Annotated in this window: 17 protein-coding genes and 1 pseudogene; 4 read left to right on the top strand and 14 right to left on the bottom strand. The window is 49.6% G+C overall.

Annotation, left to right across the window (positions count from 1 at the left end; all coding sequences use genetic code 11):
- Genes BLP64_RS05465 through BLP64_RS05455 form a run of 3 tightly spaced genes read left to right on the top strand, consistent with a single transcriptional unit; the run spans position 1 to position 2,786 of the window.
- The gene (locus BLP64_RS05465) at positions 1-582 is read left to right on the top strand and encodes a peptidylprolyl isomerase (RefSeq protein WP_092592563.1); all 582 of its coding nucleotides are present in this window, start codon (positions 1-3) and stop codon (positions 580-582) included.
- Positions 579-1,913, top strand: a complete 1,335-nt coding sequence (locus BLP64_RS05460) for an AmpG family muropeptide MFS transporter (protein WP_092592561.1) — start codon at positions 579-581, stop codon at positions 1,911-1,913. The genes BLP64_RS05465 and BLP64_RS05460 overlap by 4 nt, the downstream gene beginning before the upstream one ends.
- Positions 1,914-2,786, top strand: coding sequence for a ketopantoate reductase family protein (locus BLP64_RS05455; RefSeq protein WP_092592559.1), 873 nt, complete (start codon positions 1,914-1,916; stop codon positions 2,784-2,786).
- Here BLP64_RS05455 and ribBA read toward each other — a convergent pair.
- From ribBA to glyA, 4 genes are read right to left on the bottom strand one after another with little or no spacing between them, the layout of a single operon-like run.
- A complete protein-coding gene (gene ribBA, locus BLP64_RS05450) occupies positions 2,778-3,911 on the bottom strand; it encodes a bifunctional 3,4-dihydroxy-2-butanone-4-phosphate synthase/GTP cyclohydrolase II (RefSeq protein ID WP_092592557.1) in 1,134 nt (377 codons plus the stop codon). The two genes, BLP64_RS05455 and ribBA, sit on opposite strands and share 9 nt — an antisense overlap.
- A complete protein-coding gene (gene ribD, locus BLP64_RS05445; RefSeq protein ID WP_092592555.1) occupies positions 3,908-5,020 on the bottom strand; it encodes a bifunctional diaminohydroxyphosphoribosylaminopyrimidine deaminase/5-amino-6-(5-phosphoribosylamino)uracil reductase RibD in 1,113 nt (370 codons plus the stop codon). Before ribD ends, ribBA begins: the two co-directional genes overlap by 4 nt.
- Complete coding sequence (gene nrdR, locus BLP64_RS05440; protein WP_092592553.1) at positions 5,013-5,462, bottom strand: transcriptional regulator NrdR; 450 nt, start codon at positions 5,460-5,462, stop codon at positions 5,013-5,015. Before nrdR ends, ribD begins: the two co-directional genes overlap by 8 nt.
- A 15-nt stretch (positions 5,463-5,477) precedes the next feature.
- A complete protein-coding gene (glyA, locus tag BLP64_RS05435; RefSeq protein ID WP_092592551.1) occupies positions 5,478-6,740 on the bottom strand; it encodes a serine hydroxymethyltransferase in 1,263 nt (420 codons plus the stop codon).
- A 147-nt stretch (positions 6,741-6,887) separates the two neighbouring features.
- Here glyA and ettA point away from each other — a divergent pair, with 147 nt between their 5' ends.
- Positions 6,888-8,552, top strand: a complete 1,665-nt coding sequence (gene ettA / locus BLP64_RS05430) for an energy-dependent translational throttle protein EttA (protein ID WP_092592549.1) — start codon at positions 6,888-6,890, stop codon at positions 8,550-8,552.
- A 63-nt stretch (positions 8,553-8,615) separates the two neighbouring features.
- Here the strand turns inward: ettA and BLP64_RS05425 are convergent, their stop codons facing one another.
- The 10 genes and pseudogenes from BLP64_RS05425 to hemA all read right to left on the bottom strand — a co-directional run bounded on the left by BLP64_RS05425 (position 8,616) and on the right by hemA (position 18,986).
- Positions 8,616-10,919 carry an acyl-CoA dehydrogenase gene (locus BLP64_RS05425; protein ID WP_092592547.1) on the bottom strand — a complete coding sequence of 768 codons (2,304 nt, stop codon included), beginning with the start codon at positions 10,917-10,919 and terminating at the stop codon, positions 8,616-8,618.
- Positions 10,920-10,985: 66 nt separating this feature from the next.
- Positions 10,986-11,618, bottom strand: a complete 633-nt coding sequence (locus tag BLP64_RS05420) for a TetR family transcriptional repressor PsrA (protein ID WP_092592745.1) — start codon at positions 11,616-11,618, stop codon at positions 10,986-10,988.
- Positions 11,619-11,812: 194 nt separating this feature from the next.
- The gene (gene kdsA / locus BLP64_RS05415; protein WP_092592743.1) at positions 11,813-12,658 is read right to left on the bottom strand and encodes a 3-deoxy-8-phosphooctulonate synthase; all 846 of its coding nucleotides are present in this window, start codon (positions 12,656-12,658) and stop codon (positions 11,813-11,815) included.
- Between the two features lie 36 nt (positions 12,659-12,694).
- Positions 12,695-13,948 (bottom strand): DUF819 family protein, encoded by a 1,254-nt coding sequence (locus BLP64_RS05410; RefSeq protein WP_092592545.1) that lies wholly within the window; start codon positions 13,946-13,948, stop codon positions 12,695-12,697.
- 26 nt (positions 13,949-13,974) lie between these two features.
- A complete protein-coding gene (locus tag BLP64_RS05405) occupies positions 13,975-14,778 on the bottom strand; it encodes a SirB1 family protein (protein ID WP_092592543.1) in 804 nt (267 codons plus the stop codon).
- A gap of 12 nt (positions 14,779-14,790) precedes the next feature.
- The gene (locus BLP64_RS05400; RefSeq protein ID WP_092592541.1) at positions 14,791-15,168 is read right to left on the bottom strand and encodes a SirB2 family protein; all 378 of its coding nucleotides are present in this window, start codon (positions 15,166-15,168) and stop codon (positions 14,791-14,793) included.
- A gap of 113 nt (positions 15,169-15,281) precedes the next feature.
- Positions 15,282-15,788 (bottom strand): annotated as a pseudogene (locus tag BLP64_RS05395) (response regulator); the annotation flags it as partial.
- Positions 15,778-16,635 carry a peptide chain release factor N(5)-glutamine methyltransferase gene (gene prmC, locus BLP64_RS05390; RefSeq protein ID WP_092592537.1) on the bottom strand — a complete coding sequence of 286 codons (858 nt, stop codon included), beginning with the start codon at positions 16,633-16,635 and terminating at the stop codon, positions 15,778-15,780. The pseudogene BLP64_RS05395 and the gene prmC, both read right to left, overlap by 11 nt.
- Positions 16,635-17,720, bottom strand: coding sequence for a peptide chain release factor 1 (gene prfA / locus BLP64_RS05385; RefSeq protein ID WP_092592741.1), 1,086 nt, complete (start codon positions 17,718-17,720; stop codon positions 16,635-16,637). The genes prmC and prfA overlap by 1 nt, the downstream gene beginning before the upstream one ends.
- A gap of 15 nt (positions 17,721-17,735) precedes the next feature.
- A complete protein-coding gene (gene hemA, locus BLP64_RS05380; protein WP_092592535.1) occupies positions 17,736-18,986 on the bottom strand; it encodes a glutamyl-tRNA reductase in 1,251 nt (416 codons plus the stop codon).
- Positions 18,987-19,013 lie beyond the last annotated feature (27 nt).

The raw sequence follows: 19,013 nt of genomic DNA, 5'->3' as shown, positions 1-19,013 counted from the left end.
ATGCGTTATCTATTATTAGTTTTGGCCTTCTTGGTTTCTTGTTCCACTCAGGCGTTGCAACCGCAACCGGACAACCTGTTTCCTCGGGTTAAATTCACCACCAGTGCTGGCGATATTGTGGTGGAGCTCAACCGTTCCAGAGCCCCACTCACCGTTGAAAACTTTTTAACCTATGTGCAGTCAGGCAGTTATAACGAGACGATTTTTCATCGCATCATCCCAGGGTTTGTGGTGCAAGGGGGTGGCTACGACGTGGAGTTCAACGAGCGAACCATGTTTAAGCCCATTCCCAACGAATCGGGCAATGGCCTGTTAAATCAATACGGCACCATTGCCATGGCGCGGATGTCCGAGCCACATTCTGCTACCCGCCAATTCTATTTTAACGTGAATGACAACGAGTCGTTGAACCCATCTAGTCGACGCTGGGGTTACACCGTGTTTGGCAGTGTGGTTGAAGGCATGGAGGTACTGGAGCAAATGGCGACAGTGGAAACTAGGATTCATGAACAGACGGGTTGGCCAGATGTTCCGAAACAACCGCCAGTGCTGCTCAAAGTCGAATTATTGCCTGCTTCATGAGCCAATCCTCCTCTCCCCCATGGTACCAAGACCTTAAGGTCTACCGCGAACCACGACTCTGGACAATCTTCGGGTTTGGGGTCATTAGCGGTTTTCCATGGGTGTTGATTGGTTCCATGCTCTCCGCTTGGTTGCAAGAAATGGGCGTCAATCGCTCAGCAATCGGGCTATTTGGCGTGGTCTTTGTGGTGTATTCCATCAATGCGCTGTGGGCGCCATTCGTCGATCGGATTCGAATCCCTGGGCTCCATCGTCACTTGGGAGCCCGCCGTGCTTGGATTGCGTTCTGCTTATTCGGAATTTTGGCCGCCACCTTGTTACTGAGCCAGATTTCGGTCGTAGAAAACCTGTGGTGGGCCGCTTTTGCAGCCCTACTCATCGCTATTTTTTCCGCCACCCAAGACATTGCCATCGATGCGTTTCGGATTGAAACCTTTGGGCCCCATGAAGCACGACTCCAATCTGCTGGTGCTGCCATGGCGACCGCAGGCTGGTGGACCGGCTACAGCGGTTTGGGAGCCATTCCATTCTTATTTGTCGATGGTACCCAAGTCACCTGGCAAGATGCTTATGGCTATTTGTGCCTCCTCATTGGCATCCAAATTATCGCGGTATTCTGGGTTCGTGAGTCCCAGCGATACCAACAGGCCCCTCCGGTCTTCAATCATTGGTTAGAATGGTTGGCGGTCACGCTCGTCGCCCCCATTACCGAGTTTTTTAAGCGGAGCGGCTGGCAGCTCGCCATCGGTATTCTAAGTTTTATTTTCTTATTTAAGCTGGGCGAAGCTTTCCTGGGACGGATGTCCATTGTCTTCTATAAAGAAGTGGGCTTCACCAACGAGGAAATTGGAATCTACTCGAAAATGGTCAACTGGTGGGTCACCATCATCTTTGCCATTCTAGGCAGTTACGTCAATTTACGTGTGGGAATTATTCGCGGTCTGCTAATTGGTGGTGTCGCCATGGCATCATCAAACCTGATGTTTGCGTGGATTGCCGGCGTGGGTCCCGATACGAACTTACTCCTGGCAGCCGTGCTCATTGATGGATTTACCGGAGCTTGGTCCACGGTCGCATTTGTCGCCTTCATTAGTTTACTCTGTCACCGCGCCTTTACCGCCACTCAGTACGCCTTATTTGCATCATTAGGAAACCTGGGGCGAACCTTACTATCTTCCTACAGTGGCTACGTCGTGGATTGGCTAGAGGGTGATTGGCAGCTGTTCTTTATTCTGACCGCAGTGATGGTGGTTCCGAGCCTGATCATTCTCATTGCGCTGCGAAAACCCTTAACTCGATTAGAGCAACAATATCATCAGGAGCAACAATAAATGCAGTGGCTGATCGTTGGCCAAGGGGCCATTGGTAGTCTTATGGCGGCATCGTTACAGCGCAGCGGCAACAACGTCGTACTTAAATTAAGACAACCAGAGATCACATCAGTAGCGCTGGGCATGCAGGGCGCGCAGTTTCAATTCAGCACCCAAAATTTGCCGTTGTCACAACCCATGCACGTGTTTGCCGCTATCAAGGCGTATAGTGTCGGCGATTTTCTCGATGAATTGCAGCAATGGCCGTTACCTGCGGGATCAACCTTAATTCTGAGCTATAACGGCATGTTGGATAATGAACCAAGTTTGTTACCTACCGACACCTTGCACTGGGTGACAATCCACGGCGCTTATCGCGACGGGCCAACGGTCGTCCATGCAGGACAAGGTGAAAGTTGGCTCGGCTGGGCTCAGCCACAACAGGCCTCAACACCTACACCGGAAACCATCCTACAGGCTCTCAATAACGCCCTGCCAGAGGTGCATTGGAGTGACTCGATTCAGCAACGCCGCTGGCAAAAATTAGCCATGAACTGCTTAATTAACCCATTTACAGTCATTCACCAATGTCGGAATGGGGAATTACCTCCCTCAATTCGCGCTGAACAGCACAAACTGGCTGAGGAGTTGGTCTGGTTAGCCCACCAACATCAGCTGGCACTCAATGCCGATGAATTGGTGCAGCAGGCGTGGCAGGTCATTGCGCAAACGTCAGCAAACTATTCATCCATGTACATGGACGTGAAACACCAACGCCGCACTGAAATTGATTATTTGAATGGATTTGTGGCCCGCCAAGCAGACCAGCTGGCTGGCTCGGCGCCTCAGCACAAGGCAATTTGGCACCGAGTTCGTGAGTTGAGTTTAGATTGAGTCGTCGGCTTCGCCGTCTTCGATGAAGTCGACCACTTCTAAACCAAACCCTGACAAGGCAGAATAGCGTTTGGGTGAACTCATTAAGGTCATTTGATGCACTCCCAAATCAGCCAAGATCTGTGAGCCAATCCCAACGTTTCGAGAAGCATTCGATGCCGCTGCGACGGGTTTCACTTCCCCACGATCTTCGGCTGCAAAGGCCATCACTTGTTCAAGAATATCGGCCGGACGCTGATCTCGCCCTATCACCACCAACACCCCTTGATGCTTACCGATATATTCCATCGCATTGGCCAGTGGCCAGCTGCGTTTCACTGTCCGCTCAGTGGCAAACAAATCATGGAAAGTATCTTGTAAATGCACGCGAACATTCACCGGCTCACCCGCATGAATCTCGCCGCGCACCAGCGCATAATGAAGTTGCATATCAATGGTGTCTTGATAAGTAATCAATTCAAACTCGCCGTACGCCGTTGGCAACTTACAATGGGCTTTACGCTCAACCGTTTTCTCGGTGAGTGACCGATACTCGATTAAGTCTGCAATGGTACCGATTTTCAGGCCATGTTCGGCGGCGAACTTTTCTAAATCAGGGCGCCGTGCCATGGTGCCATCTTCATTCAGAACTTCAACAATCACCGCGGCCGGTTCGAACCCAGCTAACCGCGCGAGATCACAACCAGCTTCGGTATGACCTGCTCGGTTTAAGACACCGCCGGGCTTGGCTTTTAATGGGAAAATATGCCCTGGCATGACCAGGTCACTTGGTTTCGCATCCTTCGCGACAGCCGCCTGCACCGTGCGCGCGCGGTCTGCGGCAGAAATTCCAGTGGTAACCCCTTCCGCCGCTTCAATCGACACGGTAAAGTTCGTCGCATAGGGGGAATTATTTTTGTCCACCATCAGGGGCAGACGCAATTGCTGGCAACGTTCTTCCGTTAAGGTCAAACAAATCAAGCCACGACCGTAGCGAGCCATAAAGTTAATCGCTTCAGGGGTAACGCATTCTGCTGCGAGAATTAAATCCCCTTCATTTTCACGGTCTTCATCGTCCATCAAGATCACCATTTTACCTTGACGGATATCTTCGATAATTTCTGCAGCTGTATGTAATTGACTCACAACAATTGGTCTCCTAGCGTCATTCGAGGCTCAGCAATAATCCGCAGATCATCACCGACTTGACGTACATCTGTAAAGGTTAATTCTGGTATCTGCGCCATGGCTGTATATTCTGGTAATGCAACCAAGCTCAACCCAGCAGCACCAATTAATTTTGGTGCAAGATAAATCACCAGTTCATCAACCAAATTGGCTTGCAACAAAGCACCGGCTAACTGAGCTCCGCACTCGGTCCAAACGCGGTTTACTTGCTTCTCTGCCAGCGCTTGAAACAGCGCCGGCAAGTCAATATTCCCGGACTCCGTCAGGGGTAGTATCAGCCGTTCAACATGCTCAGGAAACGCCACGACGGGAGTTTCTTCAGCCTGCACCAATAGGATTGGACTGGTTTCTTTAAATAAGGGCAAATCTGCAGTTAACAAGCCTTTACTATCAATAATGACGCGTAATGGCTGTTGCTGTGCGTGTGGGTGGCGAGCTGTTAAGCGCGCGCCATCCGCTAATACCGTCGCCGCTGAGCTTAAGATTGCACCACTTTGTGCACGCCAGCGATGCACATCTTGACGAGCTTGCGGGCTGGTAATCCATTGGCTTTCACCATTTACCAACGCTGTTTTACCATCGATGCTAGCCGCCATTTTCACTTGCAACCACGGACGCTGACGTTCCATTCGTGCCACAAACCCTTGATTCAGGCGCCGCGCAGCGTCAGCTAATATACCTACGGTCACAGCTACCCCTTGGTCCCGTAACCGAGCAATCCCCTGCCCGCTCACTAACGGATTAGGATCTTCCATGGCAATCACAACGTGGCCGATCCCAGCAGCTAACAACGCATCCACACAGGGCGGGGTTCGCCCGTGGTGACTGCATGGCTCTAGGGTCACATACGCTGTCGCACCACGTGCTGCAGCACCGGCGGCACGTAAGGCATGAACTTCAGCATGGGGCTCACCTGCTTTCGCATGCCAGCCTTCGCCGACAATGGTGCCGTCTGCCACAATCACACAGCCAACCATTGGGTTTGGCATAGACGAAAAGCGCCCGAGAGCGGCTAGCTCAAGGGCGCGTTGCATGTACTTCTGATGAATTACCTTCACATTAGTCATTCAGTCGAGCAATCTCTTCACCAAATTCACGAATATCTTCAAAGGCGCGATACACTGAGGCAAACCGAATGTATGCCACTTTATCCAGTGCTTTCAAATTATCCATGACCAATGCCCCAATCAATTGGCTGGTCACTTCTCGATCACCGGTTGCACGCAATGAAGATTTGACGTTTTGAATGGCTTGTTCAATCGCTTCCAGACTAACCGGGCGTTTTTCCAGTGCCCGTAACAAGCCACTCCGCAGTTTGTCCTCATTAAATGGTTCACGTGTGCCGTCGGATTTAATGACTCGTGGCATCACCAATTCCGCAGTTTCAAAGGTTGTAAACCGCTCTTTGCAATCGGTGCATTCCCGTCGACGGCGCACCGAGGCGCCGTCATTCACGAGTCGTGAGTCAATCACTTTGGTATCTTGTGTGCCACAAAAAGGACAATGCATAGGCGAATCCTTCCCTTAGTTGCTGCTGTAGACTGGGAATTCTTTACAAAGTGCTTTCACTTTCTCACGCACTTGCTCGATAACCGTTTCGTTTTCGATATTATCGAGCACGTCACAGATCCAGTTCGCCACTTGCTCAGTTTCGGCTTGTTTGAAGCCGCGACGAGTAATGGCTGGTGTTCCCATCCGTAAACCTGAAGTGACAAACGGAGAGCGAGGATCATTAGGGACCGAGTTTTTATTCACCGTGATGTAAGCACGCCCTAACGCCGCATCGGCATCTTTTCCTGTAATGCCTTTGTCGATTAAATCAACCAAGAATAAATGGTTTTGTGTGCCGCCAGAAACGATTTTGTAACCACGTTCTTGCATTACTTTCACCATGGTATTGGCATTTTCTAACACCTGCTGTTGGTACGCTTTAAACTCCGGCTCCATGGCTTCTTTGAAGGCGATAGCTTTGGCGGCAATCACGTGACACAAAGGGCCACCTTGGCTGCCTGGGAACACACCACTGTTCAATTTTTTATGCAACTCTTCGTCGTTTTTACCTGACAGAATGAGACCGCTCCGTGGGCCTGCCAAGGTTTTATGAGTGGTACTAGTCACGACGTCAGCATGAGGGACTGGGTTCGGGTACAGACCTGCTGCAACCAAACCGGCTACGTGGGCCATGTCCACTAAGAAATAAGCGCCAACTTCATCGGCAATTTCACGGAACTTTGCCCAGTCAACAATGCCGGAGTACGCAGAGAATCCTGCTACGATCATTTTCGGCTTATGCTCAAGTGCCATAGAGCGCACTTCGTCATAATCGATTTCACCGGTGCTCTCATCAAGCCCGTAATGAATTGCGTTGTATAACTTGCCTGAGAAGTTCACTGGCGAGCCATGGGTCAAGTGACCACCATGCGCCAAGCTCATGCCGAGCACTGTATCGCCTGCTTCTAATAATGCTAAAAATACGGCAGAGTTTGCTTGCGAGCCCGAGTGTGGTTGCACGTTTGCATAGCACGCGCCAAACAATTCTTTGGCACGCTCAATGGCCAATGTCTCCACCACATCCACATACTCACAACCACCGTAATAACGACGGTTTGGGTAACCTTCCGCATATTTGTTCGTTAACTGTGAGCCCTGTGCTTCAAGGACTCGTGGGCTGGTGTAGTTTTCAGATGCAATCAGCTCAATATGTTCTTCTTGACGCTGTACTTCACCCGTCATGGCTTGCCACAACTCGTTATCATATTCGGCAATCTTCAAATCATGTTTTAACATCGGGGGCTCCTGACTTCAGATACAATGACCACAAAATAAGTGGCTCTAGTTTACCAATATACTTGGGTTAGCGCCAACTTAAGGGTTAAAATAAGCGATTGTTGTTTTTGGCTTTAATTTTTCGCCTCAAAAGGAGCGCATGCTGTTATGGCACAATTCATTTATTCGATGTCGCGGGTCAGTAAGGTGGTGCCACCCAAAAAGACCATTCTGAAAGATATCTCGTTATCGTTTTTCCCCGGTGCCAAAATTGGGGTGTTAGGCTTAAACGGCGCAGGGAAATCAACCCTCCTTCGTATTATGGCTGGCGTAGATAAAGAATACGAAGGTGAAGCGCGCCCATTAGCAGGCATCCAAATTGGTTACTTGCCACAAGAACCACAATTGGATGAAAACAAAACAGTTCGTGAAACTGTTGAAGAAGCCGTTGCTGACGTCAACAACGCACTCGCTGAATTAGACCAAGTTTATGCAGCTTATGCTGAAGAAGACGCCGATTTTGACGCCTTGGCAAAACGCCAAGGAGAGCTGGAAGCCATTATTCAAGCAAAAGACGGGCATAACCTGAATCATATGCTTGAGCGCGCCGCCGATGCCCTCCGCTTACCGCCTTGGGATGCTCCTATTAAAGTATTATCTGGAGGTGAGCGCCGCCGAGTTGCCATTTGCCGCTTATTGTTAAGCAAGCCTGATATGTTGTTACTGGACGAGCCGACGAACCACTTGGATGCGGAATCTGTCGCTTGGTTAGAACGCTTCCTCCATGATTATGAAGGCACTGTGGTTGCGATTACCCACGACCGTTACTTCTTAGATAACGTGGCGGGCTGGATCCTCGAACTCGACCGTGGCTATGGCATTCCGTGGGAAGGTAATTACTCCTCGTGGTTGGAACAAAAAGAACGTCGCCTTGAACAAGAAGAAAAGCAAGAGAAGGCGCGTCAACGCAGTATTAAGCAAGAACTTGAGTGGGTGCGTCAAAACCCTAAAGGTCGTCAAGCGAAAAGCAAATCTCGGATGGCGCGGTTTGAAGAGCTGCAAAGCTCAGATTATCAAAAACGCAATGAAACCAATGAGCTCTTTATTCCACCAGGCCCACGTTTAGGGGACAAAGTGCTAGAAGTGAATCAATTAAGCAAAGCCTACGATGGGCGCGTCTTAATTGATAATCTCAGCTTTAGTGTTCCTAAGGGTGCCATTGTGGGGATTATCGGCCCGAACGGTGCCGGTAAGTCAACCCTATTCCGTATGATCACCGGCCAAGAACAACCCGATTCCGGCACAGTAGAGCTGGGTGAAACCGTACAACTGGCCAGTGTTGATCAGTTCCGCGATAGCATGGTGGATAGCAACACCGTGTGGCAGGAAATTTCCGACGGTCAAGATATGATTCGCATTGGCAACTTTGAAATCAATAGCCGTGCCTACGTGGGCCGTTTTAACTTCCGTGGGAATGACCAGCAAAAACGCATAGGTGAGTTATCCGGAGGGGAACGTAACCGGGTGCATTTGGCTAAACTGCTCAAGGCTGGTGGTAACTTATTGTTACTTGACGAACCGACCAACGATCTTGACGTTGAAACCTTGCGTGCCTTAGAAAATGCGTTACTTGAATTCCCGGGCTCTGCCATGGTTATTTCGCACGACCGCTGGTTCCTCGACCGCGTCGCAACGCATATTCTCGATTATCGTGATGAAGGGCAGATTAACTTCTACGAAGGGAACTACACCGATTACGAAGAGTACATGAAGAAAACTCATGGTGAACAAGCCATGGAGCCTCATCGCACTCGCTACAAGCCCATTAATTAAAGGGCAAAATGAACAAAAAAAGGAAGCTTAGCTTCCTTTTTTTGTGTCTTACCGAGTCATGAACTACGAATAAAACCTGCGTTGCTCAATCACACCCGGCGCAAAGCTATCCACACCAATGGCTCGCAAGCGCAACGCTTCCACATGTTTTAGCTCGGTCGCTTCTGCCGCGGTCACAATCTCAGCAGCCAGTGCCGCTTCTGCCAAGGCATCGCCATTGAGGTTTTCGGCAATATCGCCCCGCTTAACCGCTTGACGAATCCGCTTATACACATCCGCATTCTTGCGCATGCCTAAAAAAGCCAGCTCCATGTGGCCAGTCATGTCATCTTCTTCCTCACGCCAGTAACACAAGAAAGTATGACGATCACGCGTGGTACCAGGCTCCATGGTGCTCTTCGCAATGGCTTGCAAGGTTGCGTCCGTTGGCTTTTTGAAACGAATGCCAAGAGGGAAAATAACAAAGCGTTGGGTCCAAGCGACAAAGCGATTCGGGAAGTTCGCAAAGAACCCATCAAAGGCTTGGCCAATACTGTACAAGTGATGTTGCAACGCGTAATCCACGAATGGTAAATCACTCGCCTGACGACCATCATCTTCATAGCGTTTTAACACCGCTGACGCCATATACAGATGACTCAATACATCACCAAGACGTGCTGACAGCATTTCGCGGCGTTTCAAGTCACCGCCCATGACCAACATCGCCATATCCGCAGATAGCGCCAAGGCGCGGCTCATGCGGGTCAATTGTTGATAGTAACGAGCCGTCGGACCGCTCATTGGGCTCGCGTTAAAGTGCGCGCCGGTGAGCCCCATCCACAAACTGCCAAAGAAGTTGCCTGCCGCGAATCCAATATGGTTCAACAACAGCTTATCAAACTGTGCCAAACCTTCCTCTTCATTCGGGTTAGCAGCTGCTTCCATTTCCGCCAAAACGTAGGGGTGACAGCGGGTTGCGCCTTGACCAAAAATCATCAGGTTGCGCGTTAAAATATTAGCGCCTTCCACGGTAATCGATACCGGTGTCGCCATATACCCGTGTCCGAGGTAGTTACGTGGCCCTAACTGAATGCCTTTACCCGCATGAATATCCATGGCTGCGTCAAGCACATCACGCCCCATTTCTGTCATGTGATACTTAGTCATGGCGGTAATCACTGAAGGACTTTTCCCGTCACACAAGGCAGTCAAGGTCAAGCGACGCATGGATTCAAGAATATAGTTCTTGCCACCAATTTCACCGAGTGCTTCCTGCACCCCTTCGAATAGCCCGATTGGTAAGCCAAACTGTTGCCGCACATACGCATAGGCGCCCGTCATCCGTTGGGTGACATGCCCCGTCGCTGCCGCTAAAGCTGGCAAGCTAATGCCACGCCCTGCGGACAAACATTCAATCAGCATCCGCCAGCCTTTGCCGGCGTACTCACGTCCACCAATAATCCAATCTAATGGGATAAAAACATCCTTGCCATAGGTCGTGCCATTCATAAAGGCTTGATTTAATGGCAGGTGACGCTCCCCTACTTCCACGCCTGGATGATTGGTTGGGATCAAGGCACAGGTGATGCCAATATCTTTCTCATCACCCATAAGTCCTTCCGGATCATAAAGCTTGAACGCCAAGCCTAGTACGGTCGCAATCGGCGCTAACGTAATGTAGCGCTTATTCCAGTTTAACCGGATACCGACCACTTCTTCGCCGTCGAACTCTCCCTTACAGACAATGCCCATATCTGGAATCGCACCCGCATCCGAACCTGCTTCCGGAGCAGTCAATGCGAAACACGGAATATCTGTGCCATCGGCTAAACGGGGGAGCCAGTAGTTTTTCTGTTCTTCCGTACCATAGTGAGTTAATAACTCACCCGGCCCCAACGAGTTTGGAACCATCACAGAAACCGCAGCACTGATTGAGCGCGTTGCGATGCGCGACACAATGTGTGAGTTCGCTGCCGGTGAGAAATCTAACCCGCCATATTCTTTTCCAATGATCATGGCAAAGAATTTTTCCTGGCGCAGATAGTCCCATACTTCTTTAGGCAAATCCGCGTCTTGTTGCACAATGCGGAAATCATCCAATAGCGTTAACAAGGTCTCGAGTTGATTATCAATAAAGGCTTGCTCGTCCGCAGTAAATTGCGGTGCCTTGATTTGATGAAACTCATGCCAGTCTGGGCGGCCGCTAAATAAATCAGCATCCCACCACGTATCCCCCGCTTGCATTGCTTCACGCTCAGTTGGAGACAAGGGCGGTAAGACTCGTTTAAAAAAGCCAAACGCCGGACGGGTAATTAAACTGCGGCGAATATCGGGCACTGCAAACAGCAACACCACAACGACCGCTAAGAGAATCAAAATTTCCATCGAATAACACCTTTTCCTATAGGTACAATGGGAGGTTTGGACGGCTTCTACGAAGTCGCTTGTTCGTTACTTAGACGGTGCATCAACACCGCCTGCTAAAAATGGAATCAGTCGTTCCAGCACATCATCCGCTTCAATGGCTTCCCCAAAATCTGCGGCAGCGATCTCTCGCAAGGCTGGCCCTGATACTTGCGCAAATACCGTGGCGCCCAACACAAAATGCAATCGCCAAAACATTTCGGCGGGGCTCAATTGAGGATTAGCAGCATGTAGCAATGTGAGTAACAATTGAATGACATCACCGAAGTGCGCCATGGTATAACGCCGTAAATGGCCTTGAATTTCAGTATAGGCGAATCCAAGCAAACTTAAGAAAATTGTCGGGCCTTGCCGACACACATGGATTAACTCTTGCAACGGACCACGAAAACAATCAAACACCGCGCGGGTGGTGATCTGCGGTTGCTGTGATAAGGTCTGTAATTCTTGGTGAAGCGCCGGCATCAACACTTCTAAATAACGTGCCATCACTGCCTGAATCAGTGCCTTTTTGGAACCAAAATGATAATTCACAGAAGCAAGGTTCACCTGAGCATCCGCAGTGATTTGACGCAATGACGTTTGCTCGAATCCGTGTTCGGCAAACAATGCTTCGGCAGCATTCAAAATCTTATCTTTGGTCGTCAATCGCTTTACCATGGTTTCATTCTCACTCACGAAATCAGCTCAGTTTAGAACGCGCATTTTAAACATGCGTTTTAATTTAAAACAGAACTCGCCAATCCGCAAGTGAATAAACGATGAAAATGATGGGATTGAGATGAATGTCCGTGAGCTGGCGGTGCTTGCCATCGACAAGCACCGCCAAGATTGAATGCAGAGTGATGAGGATATTAGCGGCTGGTATCCAGTTTTGGGAAGCTTTTGACCAAGTCGTCAACATCTTTCATTTGTTGCAAATAAGGCTCTAGCTTGGCTAAGGGTAACGCACACGGGCCGTCGCACTTCGCTTGATCGGGGTCAGGATGAGCTTCAATAAACAGCCCCGCTAACCCTAACGCCATGCCTGCCCGCGCCAATTCTGCCGCTTGTGCACGACGCCCGTCAGCCGAATCTGCTCGTCCACCAGGACGTTGCAATGCGTGTGTGGCGTCAAACATGACCGGTGCTAATTGCTTCATATCATCCATGCCCAGCATATCAACCACTAAGTTGTTGTAGCCAAAGCAACTGCCACGTTCACACAAAATCACATTGTGATTGCCGGCTTCACCAAACTTTTTAAGAATATGCCGCATTTCATGGGGGGCAAGAAATTGTGGTTTTTTAACGTTAATCACCGCACCCGTTTCGGCCATGGCCACCACCAAGTCCGTTTGCCGTGCTAAGAATGCGGGTAGTTGTAAAATATCTACCACTTCTGCCACCGGCTTGGCCTGATAAGGCTCGTGCACGTCAGTAATAATCGGGACATTAAAGGTTTGCTTAATTTCTGCAAAGATCTCTAAGCCACGGTCCATCCCCGGCCCCCGGTAGGAGTGAATCGACGAACGGTTTGCTTTATCAAAACTGGCTTTAAACACATACGGGATACCGAGCTTGCTCGTTACTTCAACGTAGTGCTCAGCAATCCGCATGGCTAAGTCGCGAGACTCCAGAACATTCATGCCGCCAAATAAAACAAACGGCAGTTCGTTCCCAAGCTGCACTTTCCCAATTTTGATCACTTGTGTATTTATCACGTTAAATTCCTTCACTGTGGTGAAAGCAGCCGATTAACCGCCGACTGCAATCACACGTAAAATCTGGCCACAAATATACGACATGTATGTGCCAATCGCGTAGCCTAGCACCGCTAATAACACCCCTATCGGTGCTAGAGAAGGGTGGAAGGCCGAAGCCACCACCGGCGCTGACGCGGCCCCACCAATATTGGCTTGACTGCCCACTGCCATGTAAAAAATAGGCGCTTTCAATAAGCGGGCCACAATCAACATCAAGCTGGCATGAATGATCATCCAAATAATGCCAATGAGGAAGTATTTAGGCACATCAACAATTGCAGTCACATCCATATGCAAGCCGATGGTTGCTACTAACAAATAGACCAGCATGGAACCGTACTTAGAAGCGCCTACACCTTCAAGTTGCCGCACCCGCGTAAACGATAGGGCAATGCCCACGGTGGTGGCGATCACGATCAGCCAGAAAAATTTCTTATCTAAGCTAAAGTCTTTCAGCACAGGTGCATGTTCAGCAACCCACGGGGTAATCACCTCAGCACCCCAATGGGCTAAGCCCGTCACCCCAAACGCCACCGCAACAATAAACATAATATCGGGAAGTTTCGACTCACGACGATGCAATGCTTCATATTCTTCCATGCGCTGTTTCAAGGTATCAATCGCGCTCGTATCAGCACCGGTGCGAGCGTCAATTCGTTTACTGGCGCCCGCCATGTAAAGTAAGACCGCCATCCAGATATTGGCGACAATAATATCCACGGTCACCATGGCCGAGAATATTTCTCCCCCCACCTCGTAGATTTCTTTCATGGCCGCTTGGTTGGCACCGCCACCAATCCAGCTGCCGGCAACAGTGGTCATGCCCCGCCATACTGCTTCTGGACCAGCTCCGCCCAACACCTCAGGGAACAACGCACCCACAATCAGTAATGCAATAGGGCCACCAATCACCACCCCAACGGTTCCCGTTAAAAACAGAATGAGAACCTTAGGCCCTAACCGCAGGATTGCTTTCAAATCTAAACTTAAGGTCAGTAACACCAAACAGGCAGGCAATAAATAATCCATAACAAATGGATATAAATTGGTGTTGGAACCATCAACAATTCCGAAAGTATTCAGCAGCGACGGCACGAAATAGCACACTAATAATGCCGGTACCCAGCGGTAAAAGGATTGCCAGAACTTATTACTACTGCTTTGGGTATAGAAAATTAGCCCCAAAATAACCGCTAATAACCCAAAGATAATCCCATCATTGGTGATTAACGCTGTGCTTTCCATAGAAACCCCTTGTTATTCTTAATTGGTTAATGAAGGACCTGCTGGGGGGCGGCCCATGTTTCTAGTTGTAACCGCAACATCTGTGCACTTGGATCATCGGGGCATTGTTCGACAAAATACTGATAGTCGTCAACCGCAGCTTGCTGACAATCAAGCTCTTCAAGAACATAACCGCGATCACGAATTTCGTAGGGATCATCCGGTGAAATGGCTAATAACATATGCACCACCGTCAACGCATTGGCAAACGCATGGTCATGAATCATGGCATGTTTCAATTCGGTCAAATAACGCCGCAGAATGGTTTTTTGATCGGCTGTTTCGAACATATCCCAAGAAAAGTCTAAGGTTTGCTCAGTAATATCTTCAAACCGCTCTTGCACCTGACGCCCTTTTAGCAGCTCGCCTTGTACCGGATCCACAAAGTAACTTTCTTGTTCAAAGTCAAACCGTAATAACGGATAGCCTGGGAAGTCAATCACTTCTAATTGTAATCCAGCGTACGCTGCGGTTTCCTGCAATAATAGCGCCAGACTAATCGGCAGCCCAGTACGGTAGCTCACCACACTATCCAGTAATACTCGTTGCGCCCCCACCACTGTCTCGGGGGCGTCACTAAAGCCCAGTTGATAGTAGAAATCATCCTGTAACGCTTGTAGTTTTTCGAGCCCATCGAGGTCTTCATGGCGTTCAGCCAACTCACGGCTCAGTTGATAAAATTCACTGACTGAGCCATCGCTCTCGGGATTAAACGCACGGCTAATCTCCCACAAAATTTCAATGGTGGGGAGAATTTCATGAGCCACATGTTCTAAGTATGGAAAACGCATAAACCTTCAAATTTAAAAAGTAATGATTGCTTGTTTGCTAAACGCAATATGCAACAAAAACATGATCCAGCTTAACGCAACAATAAAGCCGACATAACGCAACCAGCGATACGACGCTTTCATGGCCACCAGACCAAACACAATGTACCCCACCAGACCGACAATTTTGTTTAATAACCACGCGGTTTCCCATGGCCACATACGCCAATGAATGAGCATTCCAACAATGGTGAGTAACAAGGCGGTATCAATGATATGCGGGACGATTTTCACCCATTTTTGCTGAGCAATTTTGGCTCCTATGGAACGCCAAAAAAATCGTAAGATGAATAATACCACACTGATCGCAACGAAAGTGACATGCAGATGTTTAAGTGCCATAAACGACATGGTGATTTCCCTTAATTTTTATTGGTATCGGTAATTCGTTGGTAGGCATCAGCAAGTTGCTGCGCCACCGATGGGTGGTGTTCATGCAACCACGTTTGGTAAAAACTTAACTCTTGATCAACTTGCTCAAATTGTTCGGTGACGCGCATGATATCACGGTATGAGCGTAAGGCTGACATCACACAAGTAAACAACTTTTGTGCGGTCAGTTCAGTTTTCGCTTTATAATCGTTAATATCATAATGCATCACCACGTGACGCTCTGGTGCTTGGCCCGGTTGCCCCGTCCGCAAGACAATGCGGCTCCGGCGATTCCCGATGGTATCCCGAATGAATTTCGCCACTTGCAAGCCCGCATCATCGGTTTCCATCACCACGTCCAACAACACAATGGCAATATCATCATGTTCCGTGAGTAATTGTTCGGCTTCCTGGCGAGAGAAGGCGCTGATGAACTGCAAGCCACGACCTTCAAACTCAATGCCCATTAATGCCAATCGTGTCACGGCATGAACTTCACGCTCATCATCCACAATCAAAACTTTCCAGCCCTCTTTCGCGGTTCGATCGACCACTTCTTGAGAGTCTTGTTCGTCGGCAAAAATAAAATCATTTGACATGGGCCTGACTCCATTGACCTAAGGTAACACGATCAAGATTAGCATAATCACGAACCGTGGTAACCTCTTGGTAACCTCGAGCAAGCATCGCCTTGCGCACTGCCTCGCCTTGCTGCCAGCCATGCTCTAACACCAGCCAGCCTTGCGGTTGAATAAATTTGGGGGCGGTGCTGACAATGTGCGCTAAATCGGCAAAGCCTTGTTGCTCTGCAATTAAGGCAGATAGGGGTTCAAACCGTACATCCCCTTGCTGTAAATGCGGATCTTCTGCATCAATATAAGGAGGATTAGCGACGATAAGATGAAATGCTTGATTCGGCGTAACTGCGGCAAACCAGTCACTTTGAAAAACCTCAATGGCGAGCCCTAATTCCGCGGCATTGTGCTGGGCTAACAGGACGGCATCAGGGTGCCGATCAACCGCACTCACCTGCCATTGAGGGCGACTGCTTTTTAAGGCGAGCGCAATGGCTCCGGTGCCAGTTCCCAAATCAAGCACCTGCGCTTCGGCTGGCAGGCTTAATTGCAACGCGGCCTCAACCAAAACTTCCGTATCAGGACGCGGAATTAAAGTGCTCGCATTAACCCGAAGCGGCAGCGACCAAAACTCTCGCTGCCCCACCAAATGAGCCACGGGAACCCCGGTCATCCGCTGTTCCACTAACTGCTGGAATGTCTGCCAAGCGGACGGTTGCACAGCGCGCTCAGGCCAGGTCAACAAATACACCCGTTCCACTGCTAGCACATGGGCTAATAACACCTCAGCGTCAAGCTTGGCAGTGGGGCTGTCGGCGAGTTGCGAACCGGCCCACCGCAATGCTTCAGCAATACTAGGGAGGCTAACCATTATTGTTCTGCGAGTGCGGCCAATTCGTCTGCTTGGTGTTCTTGCACCAACACATCCAAAATCGCGTCCAAATCACCGTTGAGAATTTCTTCCAATTTATACAACGTTAAATTAATGCGATGTTCACTGACCCGCCCTTGCGGATAGTTATAGGTGCGAATACGTTCAGAGCGATCGCCGCTGCCCACCAAGCTGCGCCGGGTAGACTGTTCTTCCAAACGGCGTTTTTCATCTTCCGCTTGTTGTAAACGCGCTTGCAGCACGGCCATCGCTTTGGCGCGGTTTTTGTGTTGCGAACGCTCGTCCTGACATTCGACCACAAAGCCCGATGGAATATGGGTAATACGAATGGCCGAGTCCGTCCGGTTCACGTGCTGACCACCCGCGCCCGAGGCACGGAACGTATCGATACGCAAATCTGCGGGATTAATCTCAATGGCTTCCGCCTCAGGAACTTCCGGTAAAACAGCAACCGTACATGCCGAGGTATGCACCCGCCCTTGGGATTCAGTTTCAGGAACCCGTTGCACGCGATGCCCACCTGACTCGAACTTGAAGCGGCCGTAGGCGCCATCGCCGGTCACATGGGCAATTACTTCTTTATAACCCCCATGTTCCCCTTCGTTGCTACTGACAATACTGACACGCCAGCCACGCTGCTCCGCATAACGGCTATACATGCGGAATAAATCCCCCGCAAAAATAGCCGCTTCATCGCCACCGGCTCCGGCACGAATTTCGAGGTAGCATGAACGCTCATCATTCGGATCTTTCGGCAATAATAAAATTTGTAGTTGTTGCGCAAGTTCTGCTTGTTTCTCTTTGGCCTCTAAGAGCTCAAGACGGGCCATTTCCCGTAACTCAGCGTCATCTTCTTGCAACATTTCTTGTGCCGTTGCTTCATCTTCCTGAGCTTGTTGGTATTGGGTAAAGCACTGCACCAATTCATCTAATTGAGAATACTCCCGCGATAATCCACGGAAGCGGTCCTGATCGTCAATGACACTTGGATCACTCAGTAAATGCTGAACTTCTTCATAACGTTCTAATAATGCTTCTAGTTTTCGAACTATCGACGGATTCATCATGGCGTGCGGACCTTACTCGTCGTCTGCGATTAATCGTTGAAATACAGCCAGTGTTAAATCATCACCAGCAGCCCCAGCTTCCCGCATTAACTGCGTGGGCTGATGTAAAAATTGATTGGTTAAACGTTGGGTGAGCTCTTGCAACACGGCTTCTGGAGATTTTCCTGACGTTAATTGGTTGTGTGCGCGTTGTAACTGTTCTTGCGCCATCTGTTGCACGCGTTGACGATAGTCACGAATCACATCAACGTGATCCAATTGGCGTAACCACGCAGAAAACGCTTCAGTGTGCTCAGCAATAATCACTTTTGCTTCTTCTGCGGCTTCTTCCCGGTTCCGAAGGTTTTCAGTGATAATGCCTTGCAAATCATCCACTGTGTACAAGTAGGCACCATCAAGCTCATTAACTTGTTCTTCAATATCACGAGGAACGGCAAGGTCGATTAATAAAATCGGCCGGCGTTTACGCTCTTTCAGTGCCTTTTCAATCAAGCCTTTACCAACAATGGGTAAGGGACTTGCGGTTGAACTGATCACAATGTCTGCCTGTGGCAATAACTCAGGGAGCTCTCCCAAGGTATGGGCCTGCCCCTGAAACCGGTTGGCGACTACCTGAGCCCGCTCAAGGGTACGGTTGGCGACCATCAGCTGCTGCACCCCATGTTCAGTCAAGTGCTGCGCCACCAATTCAGCGGTGTCACCAGCTCCCACCAATAATACTCGGGATTGCGGCAGCTCGGCGAAAATCTGGCGTGCTAAATTCACTGCAGCAAACGCCACCGATACCGCATTTTCACCCACTTTGGTTTCACTGCGGACAGTTTTAGCCACGCGAAATGTGCTTTGGAACAGCCGTTCCATCACCGTACCAACACTCGCTTGGTTCCGTGCAAATTGATAGGCTTGCTTCACTTGGCCTAGAATTTGAGGCTCTCCCAACACCAAGGAGTCCAAGCCACTGGCAACCGCCATAAGGTGTTCAATTGCTGCGTCATCTTGATAGGCATAGCAATGCTCCCGTAACTGTTCCAACGGGATTCGATGGTAACCGGCTAACCAGCCCAACAACATATCGGTTGAGGTTGCCCCATGGCAATACAGCTCAGTGCGGTTACAAGTGGATAAGATAACGGCTTCGGCCACACCCGTTTGCTCACGCAAAGCTGGCAGTGCTTGATGCAACTGCTCTGGCGTGAAAGCAACTTGCTCCCGTAAAGCGACGGAAGCGGTTTTGTGGTTAACACCTAGCGCAAAAATGGTCATAATAGAAAATAGAACGAGCCCTTAACT

This window comes from Pseudidiomarina indica, from assembly GCF_900104245.1.
In the GTDB taxonomy this organism is placed as follows: domain Bacteria; phylum Pseudomonadota; class Gammaproteobacteria; order Enterobacterales; family Alteromonadaceae; genus Pseudidiomarina; species Pseudidiomarina indica.
The sequence above is the reverse complement of the archived record's forward strand: the minus strand, read 5'-3'. Positions and strand labels throughout refer to the sequence as shown.

Coding starts and splice junctions, on each gene's coding strand:
- BLP64_RS05465 (WP_092592563.1), top strand. CDS start 1: ATGCGTTATCTATTATTAGTTTTGGCCTTCTTGGTTTCTTGTTCCACT.
- BLP64_RS05460 (WP_092592561.1), top strand. CDS start 579: ATGAGCCAATCCTCCTCTCCCCCATGGTACCAAGACCTTAAGGTCTAC.
- BLP64_RS05455 (WP_092592559.1), top strand. CDS start 1,914: ATGCAGTGGCTGATCGTTGGCCAAGGGGCCATTGGTAGTCTTATGGCG.
- ribD (WP_092592555.1), bottom strand. CDS start 5,020: ATGACTAATGTGAAGGTAATTCATCAGAAGTACATGCAACGCGCCCTT.
- nrdR (WP_092592553.1), bottom strand. CDS start 5,462: ATGCATTGTCCTTTTTGTGGCACACAAGATACCAAAGTGATTGACTCA.
- glyA (WP_092592551.1), bottom strand. CDS start 6,740: ATGTTAAAACATGATTTGAAGATTGCCGAATATGATAACGAGTTGTGG.
- ettA (WP_092592549.1), top strand. CDS start 6,888: ATGGCACAATTCATTTATTCGATGTCGCGGGTCAGTAAGGTGGTGCCA.
- BLP64_RS05425 (WP_092592547.1), bottom strand. CDS start 10,919: ATGGAAATTTTGATTCTCTTAGCGGTCGTTGTGGTGTTGCTGTTTGCA.
- BLP64_RS05420 (WP_092592745.1), bottom strand. CDS start 11,618: ATGGTAAAGCGATTGACGACCAAAGATAAGATTTTGAATGCTGCCGAA.
- BLP64_RS05410 (WP_092592545.1), bottom strand. CDS start 13,948: ATGGAAAGCACAGCGTTAATCACCAATGATGGGATTATCTTTGGGTTA.
- BLP64_RS05405 (WP_092592543.1), bottom strand. CDS start 14,778: ATGCGTTTTCCATACTTAGAACATGTGGCTCATGAAATTCTCCCCACC.
- BLP64_RS05400 (WP_092592541.1), bottom strand. CDS start 15,168: ATGTCGTTTATGGCACTTAAACATCTGCATGTCACTTTCGTTGCGATC.
- prmC (WP_092592537.1), bottom strand. CDS start 16,635: ATGGTTAGCCTCCCTAGTATTGCTGAAGCATTGCGGTGGGCCGGTTCG.
- prfA (WP_092592741.1), bottom strand. CDS start 17,720: ATGAATCCGTCGATAGTTCGAAAACTAGAAGCATTATTAGAACGTTAT.
- hemA (WP_092592535.1), bottom strand. CDS start 18,986: ATGACCATTTTTGCGCTAGGTGTTAACCACAAAACCGCTTCCGTCGCT.